Annotated in this window: 13 protein-coding genes and 1 pseudogene; 7 read left to right on the forward strand and 7 right to left on the reverse strand. The window is 70.2% G+C overall.

Going from position 1 to position 15,451, the window contains the following annotated elements; translation table 11 throughout:
- The first annotated feature begins 51 nt into the window (after positions 1-51).
- Complete coding sequence (locus BJY18_RS17870) at positions 52-1,416, forward strand: NAD-dependent succinate-semialdehyde dehydrogenase (RefSeq protein WP_184781057.1); 1,365 nt, start codon at positions 52-54, stop codon at positions 1,414-1,416.
- 75 nt (positions 1,417-1,491) lie between these two features.
- On the opposite strand, the gene rfbD is transcribed toward BJY18_RS17870, so the two are convergent.
- Both rfbD and rfbB read right to left on the reverse strand, forming a co-directional pair.
- Positions 1,492-2,376, reverse strand: coding sequence for a dTDP-4-dehydrorhamnose reductase (gene rfbD / locus BJY18_RS17875; protein ID WP_184781058.1), 885 nt, complete (start codon positions 2,374-2,376; stop codon positions 1,492-1,494).
- Positions 2,377-2,406: 30 nt separating this feature from the next.
- Positions 2,407-3,399: a dTDP-glucose 4,6-dehydratase gene (rfbB, locus tag BJY18_RS17880; RefSeq protein ID WP_184781059.1), complete on the reverse strand. Its 993-nt coding sequence runs from the start codon at positions 3,397-3,399 to the stop codon at positions 2,407-2,409.
- A 137-nt stretch (positions 3,400-3,536) separates the two neighbouring features.
- Between rfbB and BJY18_RS17885 the strand changes: the two genes are divergently transcribed.
- The 3 genes from BJY18_RS17885 (at position 3,537) to BJY18_RS17895 (ending at position 7,495) form a co-directional block, all read left to right on the forward strand.
- Positions 3,537-5,063 (forward strand): LCP family protein, encoded by a 1,527-nt coding sequence (locus BJY18_RS17885; RefSeq protein ID WP_184781060.1) that lies wholly within the window; start codon positions 3,537-3,539, stop codon positions 5,061-5,063.
- A 401-nt stretch (positions 5,064-5,464) separates the two neighbouring features.
- Positions 5,465-6,769 (forward strand): LCP family protein, encoded by a 1,305-nt coding sequence (locus BJY18_RS17890; RefSeq protein WP_184784682.1) that lies wholly within the window; start codon positions 5,465-5,467, stop codon positions 6,767-6,769.
- 21 nt (positions 6,770-6,790) lie between these two features.
- Positions 6,791-7,495: a TIGR03089 family protein gene (locus BJY18_RS17895; protein WP_184781061.1), complete on the forward strand. Its 705-nt coding sequence runs from the start codon at positions 6,791-6,793 to the stop codon at positions 7,493-7,495.
- Positions 7,496-7,572: 77 nt separating this feature from the next.
- Here the strand turns inward: BJY18_RS17895 and BJY18_RS17900 are convergent, their stop codons facing one another.
- On the reverse strand, positions 7,573-8,013 hold the full coding sequence (locus BJY18_RS17900; protein WP_184781062.1) for a DoxX family protein: 441 nt from the start codon (positions 8,011-8,013) through the stop codon (positions 7,573-7,575).
- A 246-nt stretch (positions 8,014-8,259) separates the two neighbouring features.
- Here BJY18_RS17900 and BJY18_RS17905 point away from each other — a divergent pair, with 246 nt between their 5' ends.
- A complete protein-coding gene (locus tag BJY18_RS17905; protein WP_184781063.1) occupies positions 8,260-10,122 on the forward strand; it encodes an elongation factor G in 1,863 nt (620 codons plus the stop codon).
- Here the strand turns inward: BJY18_RS17905 and BJY18_RS17910 are convergent.
- On the reverse strand, positions 10,058-10,480 hold the full coding sequence (locus BJY18_RS17910) for a hypothetical protein (RefSeq protein WP_184781064.1): 423 nt from the start codon (positions 10,478-10,480) through the stop codon (positions 10,058-10,060). The two genes, BJY18_RS17905 and BJY18_RS17910, sit on opposite strands and share 65 nt — an antisense overlap.
- Before the next feature lie 118 nt (positions 10,481-10,598).
- Here BJY18_RS17910 and BJY18_RS17915 point away from each other — a divergent pair, with 118 nt between their 5' ends.
- Positions 10,599-11,087 carry a GNAT family N-acetyltransferase gene (locus BJY18_RS17915; protein WP_184781065.1) on the forward strand — a complete coding sequence of 163 codons (489 nt, stop codon included), beginning with the start codon at positions 10,599-10,601 and terminating at the stop codon, positions 11,085-11,087.
- 3 nt (positions 11,088-11,090) lie between these two features.
- Here the strand turns inward: BJY18_RS17915 and BJY18_RS17920 are convergent, their stop codons facing one another.
- Positions 11,091-12,023, reverse strand: coding sequence for an esterase/lipase family protein (locus tag BJY18_RS17920; RefSeq protein WP_184781066.1), 933 nt, complete (start codon positions 12,021-12,023; stop codon positions 11,091-11,093).
- Positions 12,024-12,083: 60 nt separating this feature from the next.
- Positions 12,084-12,980 (reverse strand): alpha/beta fold hydrolase, encoded by an 897-nt coding sequence (locus BJY18_RS17925; RefSeq protein WP_312873876.1) that lies wholly within the window; start codon positions 12,978-12,980, stop codon positions 12,084-12,086.
- Positions 12,981-13,183: 203 nt separating this feature from the next.
- On the opposite strand from BJY18_RS17925, the gene BJY18_RS17930 reads away from it, so the two are divergent.
- The gene (locus BJY18_RS17930; protein ID WP_184781068.1) at positions 13,184-14,335 is read left to right on the forward strand and encodes a helix-turn-helix domain-containing protein; all 1,152 of its coding nucleotides are present in this window, start codon (positions 13,184-13,186) and stop codon (positions 14,333-14,335) included.
- Position 14,336: 1 nt separating this feature from the next.
- On the opposite strand, the pseudogene BJY18_RS17935 reads toward BJY18_RS17930, so the two are convergent.
- Positions 14,337-15,330, reverse strand: a pseudogene (locus BJY18_RS17935) (IS481 family transposase).
- Between the last annotated feature and the right edge of the window lie 121 nt (positions 15,331-15,451).

Consider the following 15,451-nt stretch of genomic DNA (forward strand, 5'->3'; position numbering starts at 1 on the left):
ACCGCGACTCGGGTAGCCGAAGGCCATCGATCGACGACGGAGGAGATCCTGGTGGCCATCGCTACGGTGAACCCGGCGACCGGTGAGCGCGTCCGGGAGTTCGACGCCCTCACCGACGACCAGCTCGAGCACAAGGTGGCGCTCGCGGCGGAGGCATTCCGCAGCTACCGCCGCACGACTTTCAGCGAGCGGGCCGAGCTGCTCGGCCGGGCGGCGCGGATTCTGGACGACGAGGCCGACGGGCTGGGCCGGACGGCGACGCTGGAGATGGGCAAGACCGTTTCGGCGGCCGTCGCCGAGGTCCGTAAGAGCGCGGCCGGGTGCCGCTGGTACGCCGAGCACGCCGGCGAGATGCTGGCGGACCAGCCGTGGCCAGTCGACGGTGCGCGGGTGTTCACGCGGTACCAGCCGCTGGGGCCGGTGCTCGCGGTGATGCCGTGGAACTTCCCGTACTGGCAGGTGTTCCGGTTCGCCGCGCCGGCGCTGATGGCCGGGAACGTGGGCCTGCTCAAGCACGCCTCGAACGTGCCGCAGGTCGCGCTCGCGATCGAAGACGTCTTCCGCCGGGCGGGCTTCCCCGAGGGCGTGTTCCAGAGCCTGCTCATCCCGTCCTCGGCGGTCGAAGGCCTGCTGGACGACGAGCGGGTCCGCGCCGCGACGCTGACCGGCAGCGAACCGGCCGGGCGCCAGGTCGCCGCCGCGGCCGGGCGCAACATCAAGCCGAGTGTCCTGGAACTCGGCGGGAGCGACGCGTTCATCGTGCTGCCCTCGGCCGATCTGGACAAAGCGGTGGACGCCGGAGTGCAGTCGCGGACCCTCAACAACGGCCAGTCCTGCATCAACGCCAAGCGGTTCATCGTGCACGCGGACGTCGCCGAGGAGTTCGCGCGCCGGCTGACCGAACGGATGCAGTCGCTGACCGTCGGCGATCCGACGAAGGACGAGACCGACCTCGGGCCGCTGTCCTCGGCCGACGCCGTGGAAACCCTGCACCAGCAGGTGACCGACACCGTCCAGGCCGGCGCCACGCTACGCACCGGCGGCGAACCCCTCGACGGTCCCGGCTTCTTCTACCCGCCCACGGTGCTCACCGACATCCCGGACGGCTCGCCCGGGCATCACGAGGAGTTCTTCGGCCCGGTCGCCCTCCTCTGGCGGGCCGCCGACCTCGACGACGCCATCCGCATCGCCAACGACTCGCCCTTCGGGCTGGGCGGCAGTGCGTGGACCACGGACCCGGCCGAGCAGGAACGCCTGGTCACCGAGGTCGAGACGGGCATGCTGTATCTCAACGAGTTCACCCAGTCCACTCCGGAGGTTCCCTTCGGCGGGGTGAAGAACTCGGGGTACGGCCGCGAGCTCGCTGCCTTCGGGCCGCGCGCCTTCGTCAACGCGAAGACTGTCTGGCTGGCCTGACGAGGCCGGCAGCACCGGTCACCGCGGGTGGTTCGAGCGCACTTCTCGACCCCTCCGAAGGACCTCGCTCGTGACCTAATCCGCGAAGTACGCGTGCAGCGCCTCTCTCCAGCCCCGCAACGGACTAAGCCCCGCCGCACACCAGGACTCGTTCGACAGCACCGAATACGACGGCCGCGGAGCCGGGCGCGGGTACTGCTCGGTCGTGCAGGGCTTGACCCGCTCCGGATCCGCGCCGATCTCCTCGAAAACCGCCCGCGCGAACCCGTACCAGGACACCTCGCCCGCGCCCGTGCAGTGCAGGATTCTCGCCGCCGGACCGCACCCCTCGGCGATCGCGCCGGCCAGCTCCAGCAGGCCGGCGGCCAGATCGGCCGACCACGTCGGCGACCCGAGCTGGTCGTCCACAACGGACAGCTGGTCTCGTTCGGAAGCCAAGCGCCGCATGGTCTTCACGAAGTTGCTGCCGGACCGCCCGTACACCCAGCTGGTCCGGACCACCCAGGAAGACGCACCGGAACCCAGTACCGCGTCCTCGCCGGCCGCCTTCGTCCGGCCGTACGCGCTGCGCGGGCCGAGCGCATCGTCCACCTCGTAGGGCCGGGTGGCGTCGCCGGGGAAGACGTAGTCCGTGGAGACCTGCACCAGCGGCACCCGGTGGGACGCGCAGGCCGCCGCCAGCACGCGGGGGCCGTCCGCGTTCACGGCGAACGCTCGGGCCTCGTCGGTCTCCGCGGCGTCGACCGCGGTGTAGGCCGCGGCGTTCAGCACCACCGGGAACGCACCGGACTCCGCGGCCTGCGCGGCCAGCGCGCCCACCGCCGAAACCACGGCACCGGTCGCGGTCAGGTCCAGCTCCGCCGACGACGGCGCGACCACCTCCGTCCCGGGCGGGACGGCGTCCACCAGGTCCCGGCCGAGCTGACCGGAACCGCCGGGCACGAGCAGAGCCAGCCGCACCGGCGTACCTCCTACTGCTGCGAAAACGTTTCAGGACGTGCCGAGCGCGGCGCGGCCCTTCAATGGCTCCCACCACGCCCGGTTGTCGGCGTACCAGCGCACCGTACCCGCCAGACCGTCCTCGAAGGACACCCGCGGAGCGTAACCGAGTTCCGCGCTGATCTTGCCGATATCGACCGAGTACCGGCGGTCGTGGCCCTTGCGGTCCTCGACCGGTTCGACCATTTCCCAGCCGACACCCACCGCGTCCAGCAACCGTCCGGTCAGCTCGCGGTTGGTCAGCTCCGTGCCGCCCCCGATGTTGTAGATCTCCCCCGGTCGTCCGCCGTCGGCGACCAGCTGGATGCCGTGGCAGTGGTCGTCCACGTGCAGCCAGTCACGGACGTTGAGCCCGTCGCCGTAGAGCGGAACCTTCCGCCCGTCGAGCAGGTTCGTGACGAAGCGCGGGATCACCTTCTCCGGGAACTGGTACGGCCCGTAGTTGTTCGAGCACCGCGTGACGCACACCGGCATCCCGTGCGTACGGGAGAACGAGCGCGCGATCAGATCGGAGGAGGCTTTCGACGCGGAGTACGGCGAATTCGGCTCCAGTACGTGGTCCTCCGACCACGAACCGTCCTGGATGGACCCGTAGACCTCGTCGGTGGACACGTGCACGAACTTGCCGACCTGTGCTTCCAGCGCGGCCTGCAGCAGCGTCTGCGTGCCGAGCACGTTGGTGAGCACGAAATCCGTCGAACCGAGGATCGAACGGTCCACATGCGACTCGGCGGCGAAGTGCACCACCAGGTCGACCCCGGCCATCACCTCGGTCACCACGCCGGCGTCGCAGATGTCGCCGCGCACGAACCGCAGCCGCGGACTGCCGGCCACCGGCGCCAGGTTGGCTTCGTTGCCCGCGTACGTGAGCTTGTCCAGCACCACCACCTCGGCGTCACCGAGCGTCGGGTAGGCCCCCGAAAGCACCTCCCGCACGTAGTGCGATCCGATGAACCCGGCACCTCCCGTGACCAGGACCCGCATCCGTTTCCACCCTTCCTGCCACTGTGTCGTGCCCGAGCGGGCAATCCGGCACCCAGCCTACGGGCCCTTCAGCGGAAGGCCGGTAGAGTCCGGGGAAGGCACACAGGTGCGCGGGGGCGCGTCTGGGGGAGGAACACGTGGCCGAGTGGCCTGGGGCGCCGCTACCGGCGCACCGCGGTCGCGGCGTGCTCGTCGGGTTACGCCGCGGCGGCAAGGTGGTGCTGGCCGTGCTGTCGGTCGTGGTGCTGGGCCTGACCTGGTACGGCTGGCAGTTCATCGGCGACCCGAACAGCGGATTCGCCACCACCGACGTCTTCGGGCAGCAGCAGCCGGGCGCGAAACCGCTCGACGGTGCGGTGGACATCCTGCTGGTCGGTCAGGACAGCCGCACCGACGCCCAAGGCAACCCGTTGCCGCGCGAGGTGCTGGACATGCTGCACGCCGGCGACGCGGACGGGGAAAAGCAGACCGACACGATGATCCTCGTGCACATTCCGCAGAACGGTGAGCACGCGACCGCGATCTCCTTCCCGCGTGACTCGTACGTGGAGATCACCGGCGGGTTCGGCAAGCACAAGCTGAACAGCGCGTACGTGTACGCCTACAACGACACGTTCAAGACTCTGCAGGCCAAGGGTGGCGACGCGAAGGACATCGACGAGCAGGCCAAGCTCGCCGGGCGCAAGAACCTGGTCGCCACGCTGGAGAAGCTCATCGGCAAACCGGGCATGATCGACCGTTACGCCGAGGTGAACCTGGCCAGTTTCTACGAAGTCACCAAGGCCATCGGCGGGGTGCAGGTGTGCCTGAAGGCGCCGGTGCGGGAGAAGAAGTCCGGGATCAACCTGCCGGCCGGGCAGCAGAGCGTGCAGGGCGTGCAGGCGCTGGCCTTCGTCCGCCAGCGGTACGGGCTGCCGAACTACGACCTGGACCGGATCGCCCGGCAGCAGGCGTTCCTGTCCGGGCTGGCGGCCAAGGTGCTCTCCCCGGCGGTGCTGGCCAATCCGGTGAAGCTCGCCGACCTGATCGGGGCGGTGAAGAAGTCCGTGGTGCTGTCCGCGGGCTGGGACCTCGCCGAGTTCGCCGACCAGATGCGCGGCCTGACCGGCGGCAACGTCGAGTTCCACACGATCCCCACCGAGGGCAACGCGAAGATCGGCGGCGCGGACGTCCTGCGCCTCGACCAGTCGCACGTCCGGGCCGAGATCGACCGGCTGATCCCGGACGCCGCCGCGCCCCCGGCGAGCGGGCCGGCAGTGCCCGGCGCGGACGCGGTCACCGTGGAGCTGTTCGACGGCTCCGGCGGGGACGCCGCCACCCGGACCCGAAGCCTGTTGCAGGACAAGGGTTTTCAGTTGAGCGGCGACACGGAGCTGTCCACCCGCTCGAGCACGGTGCTGCGCTACCACCCGTCCGACGAGGCCGCGGCCGACCTGGTCCGCCAGGCCCTCGGCGGCGACCCGCAGGCCGAACCGGACGCCGACGTCTCCCCCGGCCACGTCCGCGTCCTGCTGGGCAAGGACGCCCGCGGCGGCTTCTCCGGGGGCAGCTCCCCGGCGGGCAGTCCCGTCACTTCGGCCCCACTCGCCTCACCCTCCTCAGCGACCGCCGTCACCCCCGCCGCGCCGCCGATCACGGCAGGCGAAGTGCCCTGCGTCAACTAGAGTCGGACACCCGGCGCGGCGGCAGGCGACAGGCCGCCGGCCGGTGAGGTGGGAAGGTACGCGGGGTGGACGACAACCAGGACAACCCGAACCGGCCGGACGACCCCGGCCCGGCTTCGGCGCGCCCGGTGACGCCGGAAACCCCGGAGAACCCGGTTGACTCGGTTGACTCGGTTGACTCGGTTGACTCGGCCGACCCTGACGGCACAGACGCACCGGTCGGCGCGAAAGACTCGGTCAGCACGGAAGCACCGGGCAGCGGGACCGGTCAGATCGACGCGGAAGCACCGGACGGCTCGGAAACACCGGGCAACGCGCACGAGGCTGCCGATCCCACCGCCGCTCCCGAGGCCGCCACCGCAGCCGACCCGCTCCCCGACGCGTCCCACCCGCCCGCCAGCCTGCCCGAAACGCCCGGTACCCAGCCGTCCACCGCAGCTGCCTCCGCGGCGGACGGCGAGTGGAAGCCGTCCCCCTACCCGCGCGTTCAGCTGCCGCAGCCCTCCAAACCACCCCCGCCGGAGCCGGCGCTGGTTCAGCAGCCCGCGCCGGAGCCCCGGAACCGCGGGCATCGACCGGGCAGGGCGGGCCGGATCACCCGGCGGGTCGCGCTCGGGCTGGTGTCCATACTGGCGCTCGGGACGACCGGGTACGCCTACGTCACCAAGGACCGGCTGCAGAACAACGTCCCGACCACCGATGTGCTCACCCCGCGGGCCGGGGAGCCACCCGCGCCGCCCGCGGACGACGGGGCCACCGACATCCTGCTCGTCGGCAGTGACGCGCGGACCGACGCGCAGGGCAACCCGCTGCCGGCCAGCATGCTGAAATCGTTGCGTACCGAGGAAAAAGCCGGAATCAACACCGACACGATCATCCTGTTGCGGTTTCCGAAGAACGGCGGCAAGCCCGCCGGCGTTTCGGTTCCCCGGGACAGCTGGGTCACCGTACCGGGGCGCGGTCCGGCCAAGATCAACTCGGCTTACGGCGTGGCGAAGGCCCAGGCCGAGGACGCCGAACGCGGCCGCGGCGAGCGTGACCAGGCGAAGCTGGCCCGCGATTCGGACGCGGCCGGCCGGCGGGAGCTGGTGCAGACCGTGCAGGACCTCACCCAGGTCCGCGTCGACCACTACGCCGAGGTCAACCTGCTCGGCTTCTATCTGCTCACCGAGGCGCTCGGCGGCGTGCAGGTGTGTCTGAAGCACTCGACGGCGGACAAGGACTCCGGCGCGGACTTCCCCCGCGGGCTGCAGCGGGTTTCCGGCGGCGAGGCGCTGTCGTTCGTGCGGCAGCGCAAGAATCTGCCACACGGCGACCTCGACCGGATCGTGCGCCAGCAGGCCTTCCTCTCCTCCGCGCTGCACCAGGCGCTCTCCGCGGGCACGCTGACCGACCAGGACACGCTGGACAACCTGATGGACACCGCGCACCGCTCCATCACGCTCGACGAGGGCCTGGACGTGCTGGACTTCGCGCAGCAGCTCAAGGGCGTCGCCTCGGGTGAGCTGGAGTTCACCACGATCCCGGTGATCACCGCGAACGGGCGCAGCCCGGACGGGCAGAGCATCGTGGAGATCGATCCGGCGCGGGTGCGCACGTTCGTCTCGGGGCTGGCCGGGCGGGGCGCGTCCGGCGGCGGCGCGGCGGCCGGTGCGCCGGCACCGCGGATGGACTCCGGAGTGCCGGGCGTGCCCTGCGTCGACTGACCGCCCGGCTAGCCTTGCCCCATGAGCCTGACCGAGCACCTGCTGCGCCCCCTCCTCGGTTCCCCGGCGAAACCGCTGGTCACGCACTACGACGACCGGCTCGGCAGCCGGGTCGAGCTGTCCGTGGCGACCACCGTGAACTGGGCCGCGAAAACCGCGAACTGGCTGGTGGACGAGTTCGACGTGGAGCCGGGCGACGACGTCGCGGTGCGGCTGCCCGCGCACTGGCAGACCGCCGGCGTCCTGCTCGGCGCCTGGTGGTGCGGGGCGCGCGTGGTGGCGGAGCCCGACGGTGCACGCGTGGTGTTCGTCGGTCCCGAGGAGCAGGTGGCCGCCCCGGCCGTCGCGGTCGTCTCGCTCGATCCGATGGGTCGCGGCCTCGCCTCTCCGCCGCCGGACGGCGCACTGGACTACCTGAGCGAGGCCCGGCTGTCCGGCGACCAGTTCGTACCACCGCAGCCGACTCCCGGCGACACTCCGGCCCTCGGCTCCTCCACTGTGGACGAAGTACTCGCCGAAGCCCGGGAGCGCGCCGGGAAAATCGGCCTCACCACCGCCGACCGCGTTCTGTCCACAGTAGACTGGACGGTGCCGGAAGGCGTACTGGACGGCCTGCTCGTACCGCTCGCCGCGGGGGCGCACCTGGTGCAGGTGAGCAACGCGGACCCGGCGAAGCTGGCCGCCCGCCGGGAGGCCGAGCGCACCACCGCCGACCTGCCCGCCTGACGACAACGCCGTGAAGGCCTCCCGCAGGGGATCCAGTCCCTGCGGGAGGCCTTCTTGCCGGGCAACCGCAGCGAGGGCTACGCGGTTTCGAACTCCCGGGTGGAGGCGAGGCGCGCCTCCCGGCGCCGCCAGAACAGCACGTGGTCCAGCGACAGCCGTCCGCCGTTGAGGCCCAGCGCCAGTGCGGCGAGGCCGAGCACCAGCACGAGCTCGTAGCCGCCGTCGCCGGTGAGGCCGTTGGCGCCGTGCACGCTGACCAGCGCGCCGACCATGTCGATCACGTATCCCAGCGTGATCAGCGGCAGCAGGAACCCGGCCACGAAGGCGATCGAGCCGAGCACCTCGAGCACGATCACGAAAATCGCCGCGAAGGTCGGCAGCGGGATGCCGATCTTGTCGAACATCCCCGCGGTGGCGCCGACCCCGCTGTCCCACTTCTGCAGGCCGTGGGCGAAGAACACGACTGCCACGCCGATCCGGCCGAGCAGTAGTGCGACGTCCTTGACTCGATCGAACATACCGGTCACAGCTCCTGGTGGGTGAAAGTTCAACTGACCAGGTCGACGGTAGGGCACCCGGCACCATGGTGGTGGCTCCGGCGAGTGATCGACAGGAAACCGACAGGCACCGGAAAACCCGGTGCGCCCACCCGGCCGCGGGCGGTACCGTCCGGCGGTCCGTCTACCGCAGGGAGGCCCCGATGCGCGTGCAGTCCGATCGACCCCAGTTCGGCCTGTCCCCCGCATCCGAGGACCACTTCCCGCATGAAGACCCTGACCATCGGAATTCTCGCGCACGTCGACGCCGGTAAGACCAGCCTGACCGAGCGGCTGCTGTTCGAAACCGGCGTGATCGGCCAGGCCGGCAGCGTCAAGGCCGGCGACACGCAGACCGATTCGCTCGACCTCGAACGCCGCCGCGGCATCACCATCACCTCCTCGGTGGTGGCCGTCTCCACCCCGGACCACCGGATCACGCTCGTGGACACGCCCGGGCACTCCGACTTCATCGCCGAGGTCGAGCGGGCGCTCGGCGTGCTCGACGGCGCGGTGCTCGTGGTGTCCGCGGTCGAGGGCGTGCAGGCGCAGACCCGCGTGCTGATGCGCACGCTGATCCGGCTCGGCATCCCGACTCTGGTGTTCGTGAACAAGACCGACCGCCCCGGCGCGCGGCCGGACGAGCTGCCGGACCTGTTGCGCACCAAGCTTTCCCCGAAATGTGTGGCGCTCACCGAAGAACTCACCGACGCGCTCGCCACCGACGAGGATTTCCTGGCATCCTACGTTTCCGGGTCAACGTCCGAAGTGGACTGTCGAAAAGCGTTGGTACGTCAGGTGGGCCGAGCCGAGGTCTACCCGGTGCTGTTCGGCTCCGCGATCACCGGCGCCGGGGTGCGTGAGCTCGTCGACGCCGTACGCGAACTGCTGCCCGCCCGCGAGCGCAGTGCGGACGGGCCACTCGAGGCCACCGTCTTCAAGATCGAACGCGGCCGTTCCGGGGAGAAGGTCGCTTACGTGCGCGTGTCGTCGGGCTCGCTGGCTGCCCGGCAGCAGATCCCGCTGCGCCGCCGGACCGAGGACGGTGTGCTCGAGCTGACCGGCAAACCGTCCGCGGTCCGGATCTACGAGCACGGTGCGACGCCCGCCGAAGGCGTCGCGTGCGCAGGCGACGTCGCGCGGGTTCGGGGGCTGCCGGAAGCCAGGATCGGCGACCGGATCGGCGACCACACCGACCTGCCGGGGCGCCGGTTCTTCGCCCCGCCGAGCCTGGAGACGATCGTGCGGCCGGCCGATCCGGAGCACCGGGCAGCACTGCACACGGCGCTGGAACGACTGTCCGAACAGGACCCGTTCATCCGCGTCCGGCGCCAGGACCACGAACTCACGGTACGGCTCTATGGCGAAGTGCAGAAGGAGGTACTCCGCACGAGGCTCGCCGAGGAGTTCGGCCTCACCGCGGAATTCGAGGAGTCCCGTCCACTTTGCGTGGAAAGGCTGCGCGGGACCGGGCACCGAATGCGGAATCCGGCGCCGGACGAGCGGGTGTACTTCTGGGCCACGGTCGGTCTCCGCGTCGAGCCGCGCCCGGCCGGATCGGGAACCGCCTATCGGCGCGAGGTCGAACTCGGGGCCCTGCCGCTTGCCTTCCACAAGGCCATCGAGGAGACCGTGCACGAGACGCTGCGGCGTGGCCCGCATGGCTGGGAGGTCATCGACTGCCTGGTCACGCTCACCGAAACGGCGTTCTACGCGCCGCTCAGCTCGGCCGGGGACTTCCGAGGGATGACCCGCCTGGTGCTGGACGAGGCACTGCGCCGGGCCGGTACCCGGGTGCACGAACCCGTCCACTCCTTCGAGGTCTCCGCACCCGCCGGCACGGTGAGCACGGTTCTGCGCGGGCTCGTGGACCTCGGCGCGACACCTGGCGAGCCAGTGGTGTCCGGGGACGGATGCACGGTGACCGGACTGCTCCCGGCGGCGGTGGCACACGAGTTCGAACAGGCGCTACCCGGGCTGACGCAGGGGGAAGGGACCTTCGCGAGCAGCTTCGCCGAGTACCGGGTCAGGCCGGACGGCGGCGGACCGCGTCGAGTTCCGCCCAGCCGCCGTGCACGGACAGCACAGTGAGCACCCGCTCGGCAAGCGTGGCGAACCGCTGCAGGTCCTCGTGCAGCGCGCGAGCGCGATCGGGGTCCAGCGGCGCGTGGTCGTCCCACCACAGGCCGATCACCGCGCTCGCGGACAACACCAGCGGCTGGATCAGGTGCCCGAACTCCTCCGACGGCTCCCCTGCGGCACGGCAGCCGTCCTCGATGTCCTCGCACGCGTCCAGCAGCTCCCGCAACGCATGGACGGCGTCCGCCGGCGTGCCGTCCCACGCCGCGGTGGGCCACACGCGGTCGCTCAGCTCGAGCCACAGCCGCCAGCCCGCGACGAGCTCGGCTTCGTCACGCGGCGTCCAGGTGTCGGGGACGGGCCAGAACATGCCGACGACTGTGACATCCGGACTTCGTTTGCACAACCACAATGGTCTTCCGGGTCGAAAAGTGTTCGCGTTCTTACCCCTTCCGCGGGCAACCCGCCCCGCGCGGCAGAATTCGTGCATGCGGATTCGCGACGCCACCGCGGGGGACTGGCCGGCGGTCTGGCCGTTCCTGCAGGCCATCGTCGCCGCGGGCGAGACCTACACCTTTCCTCGTGACCTCGGGGAACCGGCCGCGCGGGCGATGTGGCAGGGAGTACCGCCACAGCGGTCGGTGGTCGCCGTGGACGACACCGGAAAGGTACTCGGATGGGCGAAAGTCCTGCCCAATCACCCGGGTGCCGGTGCGCACGTGGCGAACGCGAGTTTCATGGTCGATCCCGCCTGTTCCGGGCTGGGGGTCGGCCGGGCGCTCGCGGAGCACGTCCTCGATCTCGCCCGGGCTGAGGGCTACCGCGCGATGCAGTTCAACGCGGTGGTCGAGACCAACACCCACGCGGTCGCGCTCTGGAAGTCACTCGGCTTCACGGTGGTCGGAACCGTGCCGGAAGCGTTCCACCATCCGGTGCACGGGTACGTCGGACTGCACGTCATGCACCGGATGCTGTGACGCTCAGCCGATCACCGGCGGCACGTAAACACACTTCGGCGTGACAGCGTTCTGCGGATCGAGCGCGTTGAGCACCTCACGCTGCGCGATCGGGTCGTACGGGATGCCGAGGTGGTCGGTGAAGTCCTGCGAGCAGATGTCCTGGAGCAGGATGTTCTTCACGTTCGACGCGGGCTTGAGGTAGGCGTTGGTGTAAGGGGTGACCACTTCGTCGTACTTCGTCTGGATCACCGTGTAGTCCACGTCCGGCACGGTGTCGCCACCGGCGTTGAGGTCGGTGATGAACTCGGAACCGGTGGACTGCTCGTTGCAGGACGGGCACGCCGCGCCGACCACGTCGCGGGCCGGCGGGATCGCCTGGATCGCGCTGAGCAGGCCGAACAGGCTGGTGCCGTAGTTGGACGGGGACAGCCCGATCAGCTTGTCGATCTTCGACGCGCCACCCAGGTTCTTGATCCAGTAGCGCGGGTTCATCCCGCCCTGCGAGTGGCCCACGACGTCCAGCTTCGACGCGCCGGTGGCCTCGAGGACCTTGTCGCCGAAGGTGGCCAGCTGCGAGGCCGTGCCGGCGACCGGGCCGACGGTCTGCAGGACGGAGCCGGGCGAGCCGCCGAAGTTGCCGGCGAACACGCAGTAGCCCTCGTCGGCCAGCAGCTGCGAAAGGTTCGCCCAGTTCTCGTAGGCGTTGGCCGTGGTGCCGTTGGACAGCAGCACGGGGTTGGGGTGATCCTCGGACGGTGTGCAGTCCCAGTCGTTCGCACCCGGTGGGGCGATCGTCGGTTGCGCCACCGAGTAGATCGCCGCCGCGACGATGTTCGGCTGGACCGGTCCGGTCGGCTCCTTGTCCGCCGCCGATGCGGTACCCGTCGTCAGGGCGACCGCCCCGAGTGCCGCCGCCACTGCCACCATCCGCCGCCCGAACCCGCGCATGCCCATCCGTTCACCTCTCTGTGAATCCGATGACTGCTTAACGCGGTGAACCGGAAAGGGAAACGGTTATTTTCCGTCCGTCTGCGCATCGAGGAATCGCCGCAGGTGAGGGGTGACCGCGTCGGCGTCGGTGAGGCTGAGGAAGTGGGCCCCGCCCTCGATCGTCACCAACGGCTCGGCCTTCGGCAGGGCGGCGACGAGTGCCTCCGCCCTGGCGACCGGATAGGCCAGATCCGCCGTACCGTGCAGCACGAGCACCGGCACGTCGATCTCGCCCACGCGATCGAGCACCCCGTCCCGGTCGACCAGCACGTTCATGATCCGCATCAGCCGCTCGCCGGGAACGTGGCGCCACTTCGGCGTCCAGTCCGACGCGTCCGCGTCACCGAGGCAGATCTTCGCGACCCCGTCGACGACGCTGTCGGCGCCCTGTTCGAGCCACACCCGCGCCAGCTGCCGGTACGCGTCGGCGACCTGCTCGTCCTCCGCCTCCCCCGACGTGCCCAGCACGGCGAGCGAGGTGACCCGCCCGGGCGCGAGCAAAGCCATCCGCAACGCGACGAACCCACCCTGACTGGTGCCGATCACCGCCGCGGTGTCGATTTCGAGCCGATCGAGCACGGCGAACACGTCCCTGGCGACGTCCCAGTAGTCGAACGGCCCCTCGGCCGGAGTGCCCCCGTGCCCACGCTCGTCGACGGCCACCAGCCGGTAGCCGTCACCGAACACCGCAACCTGCGGCGCCCACATGGTCGTGTCCATGAGAAAACTGTGCAGCAGAACAACAGCGGGACCGTCACCACCGTGATCCACGTAGTGAACTCGCTGCCCACCCGCGGTCGTCACTGCCGGCATGCCGTACCTCCACCCTGAGCGAACCTGAGGTGAAGATACTCGGGGCCGGCGCGGAGGCACGGATTGGAGCGCTTTGCCCGGATCGTGATCGGCACCCCCGATGCGCATGGCGCGCTGCTCCTCACCGCCTACGGCGGCTTCTCAAACGGCAGCCTCGGATGGCAGTGGGATTACTGATCACGGTGCGCGTGTGAGCCTGGCTCCCGGCTGCACCCAGGTAGGCTGGTGCTGCACCTCTTCGCGGAGGAACGGGCCCCGGGTAGCTCCCGGGGCCACGCGAAGAGGTCAACTCCGCAAATGAGGGATGCACCGTGCCCGAATCAGACGACCTCGGCCGCCGGATTCGCGAGATCCGGGACTGGCGAAAGCTCGGGTTGCGCACGACCGCGCAGCTGGCCGGGCTTTCCCACGGCTATCTCGGCAAGCTCGAACGCGGCGAGAAGCCCATCAACAGTCGCCAGGTCCTCGAAGCACTCGCGCTCGCGCTGCGCGTCTCCCCCGACGAATTCACCGGACAGCTCATGTCCGCTGGCCGGACGCCTCAGGAGACCCACGACGCGGCAAACGTCCTCGCGAACCTCCTCAGCGGATGGTGGGTCGGCGAAGTCCCAGACGCGCCCGGCCGCCCCCTGCCTGCCGTCCTCGCCGATCTCGCGGCGTTCCACGAAGCACGCAACAACTCAGCCGCGCGCGGCGGCGCCGGCGGCTACCCGGAGCAGGTGGACAGGCTGGCTCCGCTGGTGCGTGATCTACTCGCCGCTGCAGCTGACCCGGCCACCGGACACGAGGCGCTGGCCCCGCTGCTCACCGCATACCACGTAGCAGGCAGTATCGCCGGCCGCCTGCGGGTCCCGGGTATGCCGTCCCTTGCAGCCGAGCGGATGCGGCAGGTCGCGGACAAGCTCGACGATCCGGTGTGGGCCGGTGTCGCCGACTACGCCCGCGCGCAGTTCATCTCCTCCACAGACCGGCCCAGACAGTACGAGCTGTCCGTGAAAGTCGCCGACGAGGCGCCACCCGGCCGACCCGAGACCCGGGGCATGGCGAACCTGACCGCGGCGCTCGCCGAGGAGCTGGGACCTGACACCTCGCCGTGGCCAGCGGGCATCATGCAGTTCGGTCGGACGAACGCGGCCATCTTCCGCGTCTCCATAGATGTGGAACTGGGGCACGGCACCCACGTCGCGGAGATCGCGAAGACCATCCGCCCGGAAACCATCTCGACCGGGCGGCAGGCAACGTTCTGGACCGACTACGGCCGGGGGCTGCTCGGGAGCCGGAGCCACCGGGAAGCCGGGCTGGCCGCGCTGCTGAGGGCGGAGGCGCTGGCTCCCGAGCAGGTGCGGGGCAACATCTTCGTTCGCGAGGCGGTGTCGAGCGTCCTCGCGACGGCAAGGCGTGACGCTGGTGGCCGTGAGCTTCGCGGGTTGGCGTGGCGCATGGGCGTTGCACCGACCGGGTGATCTAGGTGTACTGGCCCGGGAGGTTGGGGACGCGGCTGGCGGGTGGTTGGCCGCCGAGCGCGGTGTGGCCGCGGTGGTGATTGTAGGTGTGCAGCCATCGCGGGAACGCTTCGCGGCGTTGGGTTTCGGACTGGTAGGGCTGGGCGTAGGCCCACTCGCCGAGCAGGGTGCGGTTGAACCGTTCCACTTTCCCGTTGGTTTGCGGCCGGTAGGGCCGGGTGCGTTTGTGTGTGATCCCAGCCGTGATGAGAGTCTCGCGCCAGAGTCGGGACTTGTAGCATGATCCGTTGTCGGTGAGCACCCGCTGGACGGTGATCCCGCTGGCAGCAAAGAAAATTTGAGCGCGCTGCCAGAACGCGGCCGCGGTTTCCTTCTTCTCGTCGGGCAGGATTTCGCTGTAGGCGAGTCGGGAATGATCGTCCACGGCGTTGTGCAGGTAGCTGTAGCCGACATGGCTGCGGCCATGGGAGTCCAGGGTTTTGTCTGGCGTGCGGGTGCGGTGCCGCTGCCCGGCCTGACGGCCGACGGCCCGGTGGCCGCCTCCGTCGGGGATGTTGCCCAGTTTCTTGATGTCCACGTGTACCAGCTCGCCCGGGGTGGCGCGCTCGTAGCGCCGCACCGGCCGGCCGGTGGCACGGTCGAGGTGGGACAGGCGGGCCAGGCCGTAGCGGACCAGCACGCGATGCACGGTGGAGGGCACCAGGCGCAGCAACGACGCGATCCGGGCTGGCCCCCACCGCCTCAGCACCCGAACCTTGATGATCCGCCGCTCGGTGCGCGTCGGGGTGCGGCGCGGGCTGAAGTGCGGACGTGAGGACCGGTCGGTCATGCCCGCCTCGCGCCTCGACGCGGTACCGGTTAGCCCAGCGTTGGGCGGTGGACACCGACACCTGGAACCGCTCAGCAGCTCGCCGTAGCGGCCATTCGTCGTCCACCACACAACGGGCCAGGCGCAGTCTGCCAGTCGGACTCAACGGGGCATTACGGTGTGACACGAGGACCTCCGTGGCGTGGTGCAGATTGTGGTGATCCACACCAAACCCGGAGGTCCTCCCGCACGCCAAGATCATCCGACTACGTGTCCCCACGTTCGCAACCTCCCGGGCCAGTACACCT

This window comes from Amycolatopsis jiangsuensis (genome assembly GCF_014204865.1).
In the GTDB taxonomy this organism is placed as follows: Bacteria; Actinomycetota; Actinomycetes; order Mycobacteriales; family Pseudonocardiaceae; genus Amycolatopsis; species Amycolatopsis jiangsuensis.

What these genes read in the sequence shown, in the direction of transcription:
- rfbB (WP_184781059.1), bottom strand. Translation starts at nt 3,399, where the DNA reads ATGCGGGTCCTGGTCACGGGAGGTGCCGGGTTCATCGGATCGCACTAC.
- BJY18_RS17895 (WP_184781061.1), top strand. Translation starts at nt 6,791, where the DNA reads ATGAGCCTGACCGAGCACCTGCTGCGCCCCCTCCTCGGTTCCCCGGCG.
- BJY18_RS17900 (WP_184781062.1), bottom strand. Translation starts at nt 8,013, where the DNA reads ATGTTCGATCGAGTCAAGGACGTCGCACTACTGCTCGGCCGGATCGGC.
- BJY18_RS17905 (WP_184781063.1), top strand. Translation starts at nt 8,260, where the DNA reads ATGAAGACCCTGACCATCGGAATTCTCGCGCACGTCGACGCCGGTAAG.
- BJY18_RS17910 (WP_184781064.1), bottom strand. Translation starts at nt 10,480, where the DNA reads ATGTTCTGGCCCGTCCCCGACACCTGGACGCCGCGTGACGAAGCCGAG.
- BJY18_RS17915 (WP_184781065.1), top strand. Translation starts at nt 10,599, where the DNA reads ATGCGGATTCGCGACGCCACCGCGGGGGACTGGCCGGCGGTCTGGCCG.
- BJY18_RS17920 (WP_184781066.1), bottom strand. Translation starts at nt 12,023, where the DNA reads ATGGGCATGCGCGGGTTCGGGCGGCGGATGGTGGCAGTGGCGGCGGCA.
- BJY18_RS17925 (WP_312873876.1), bottom strand. Translation starts at nt 12,980, where the DNA reads ATGCGCATCGGGGGTGCCGATCACGATCCGGGCAAAGCGCTCCAATCC.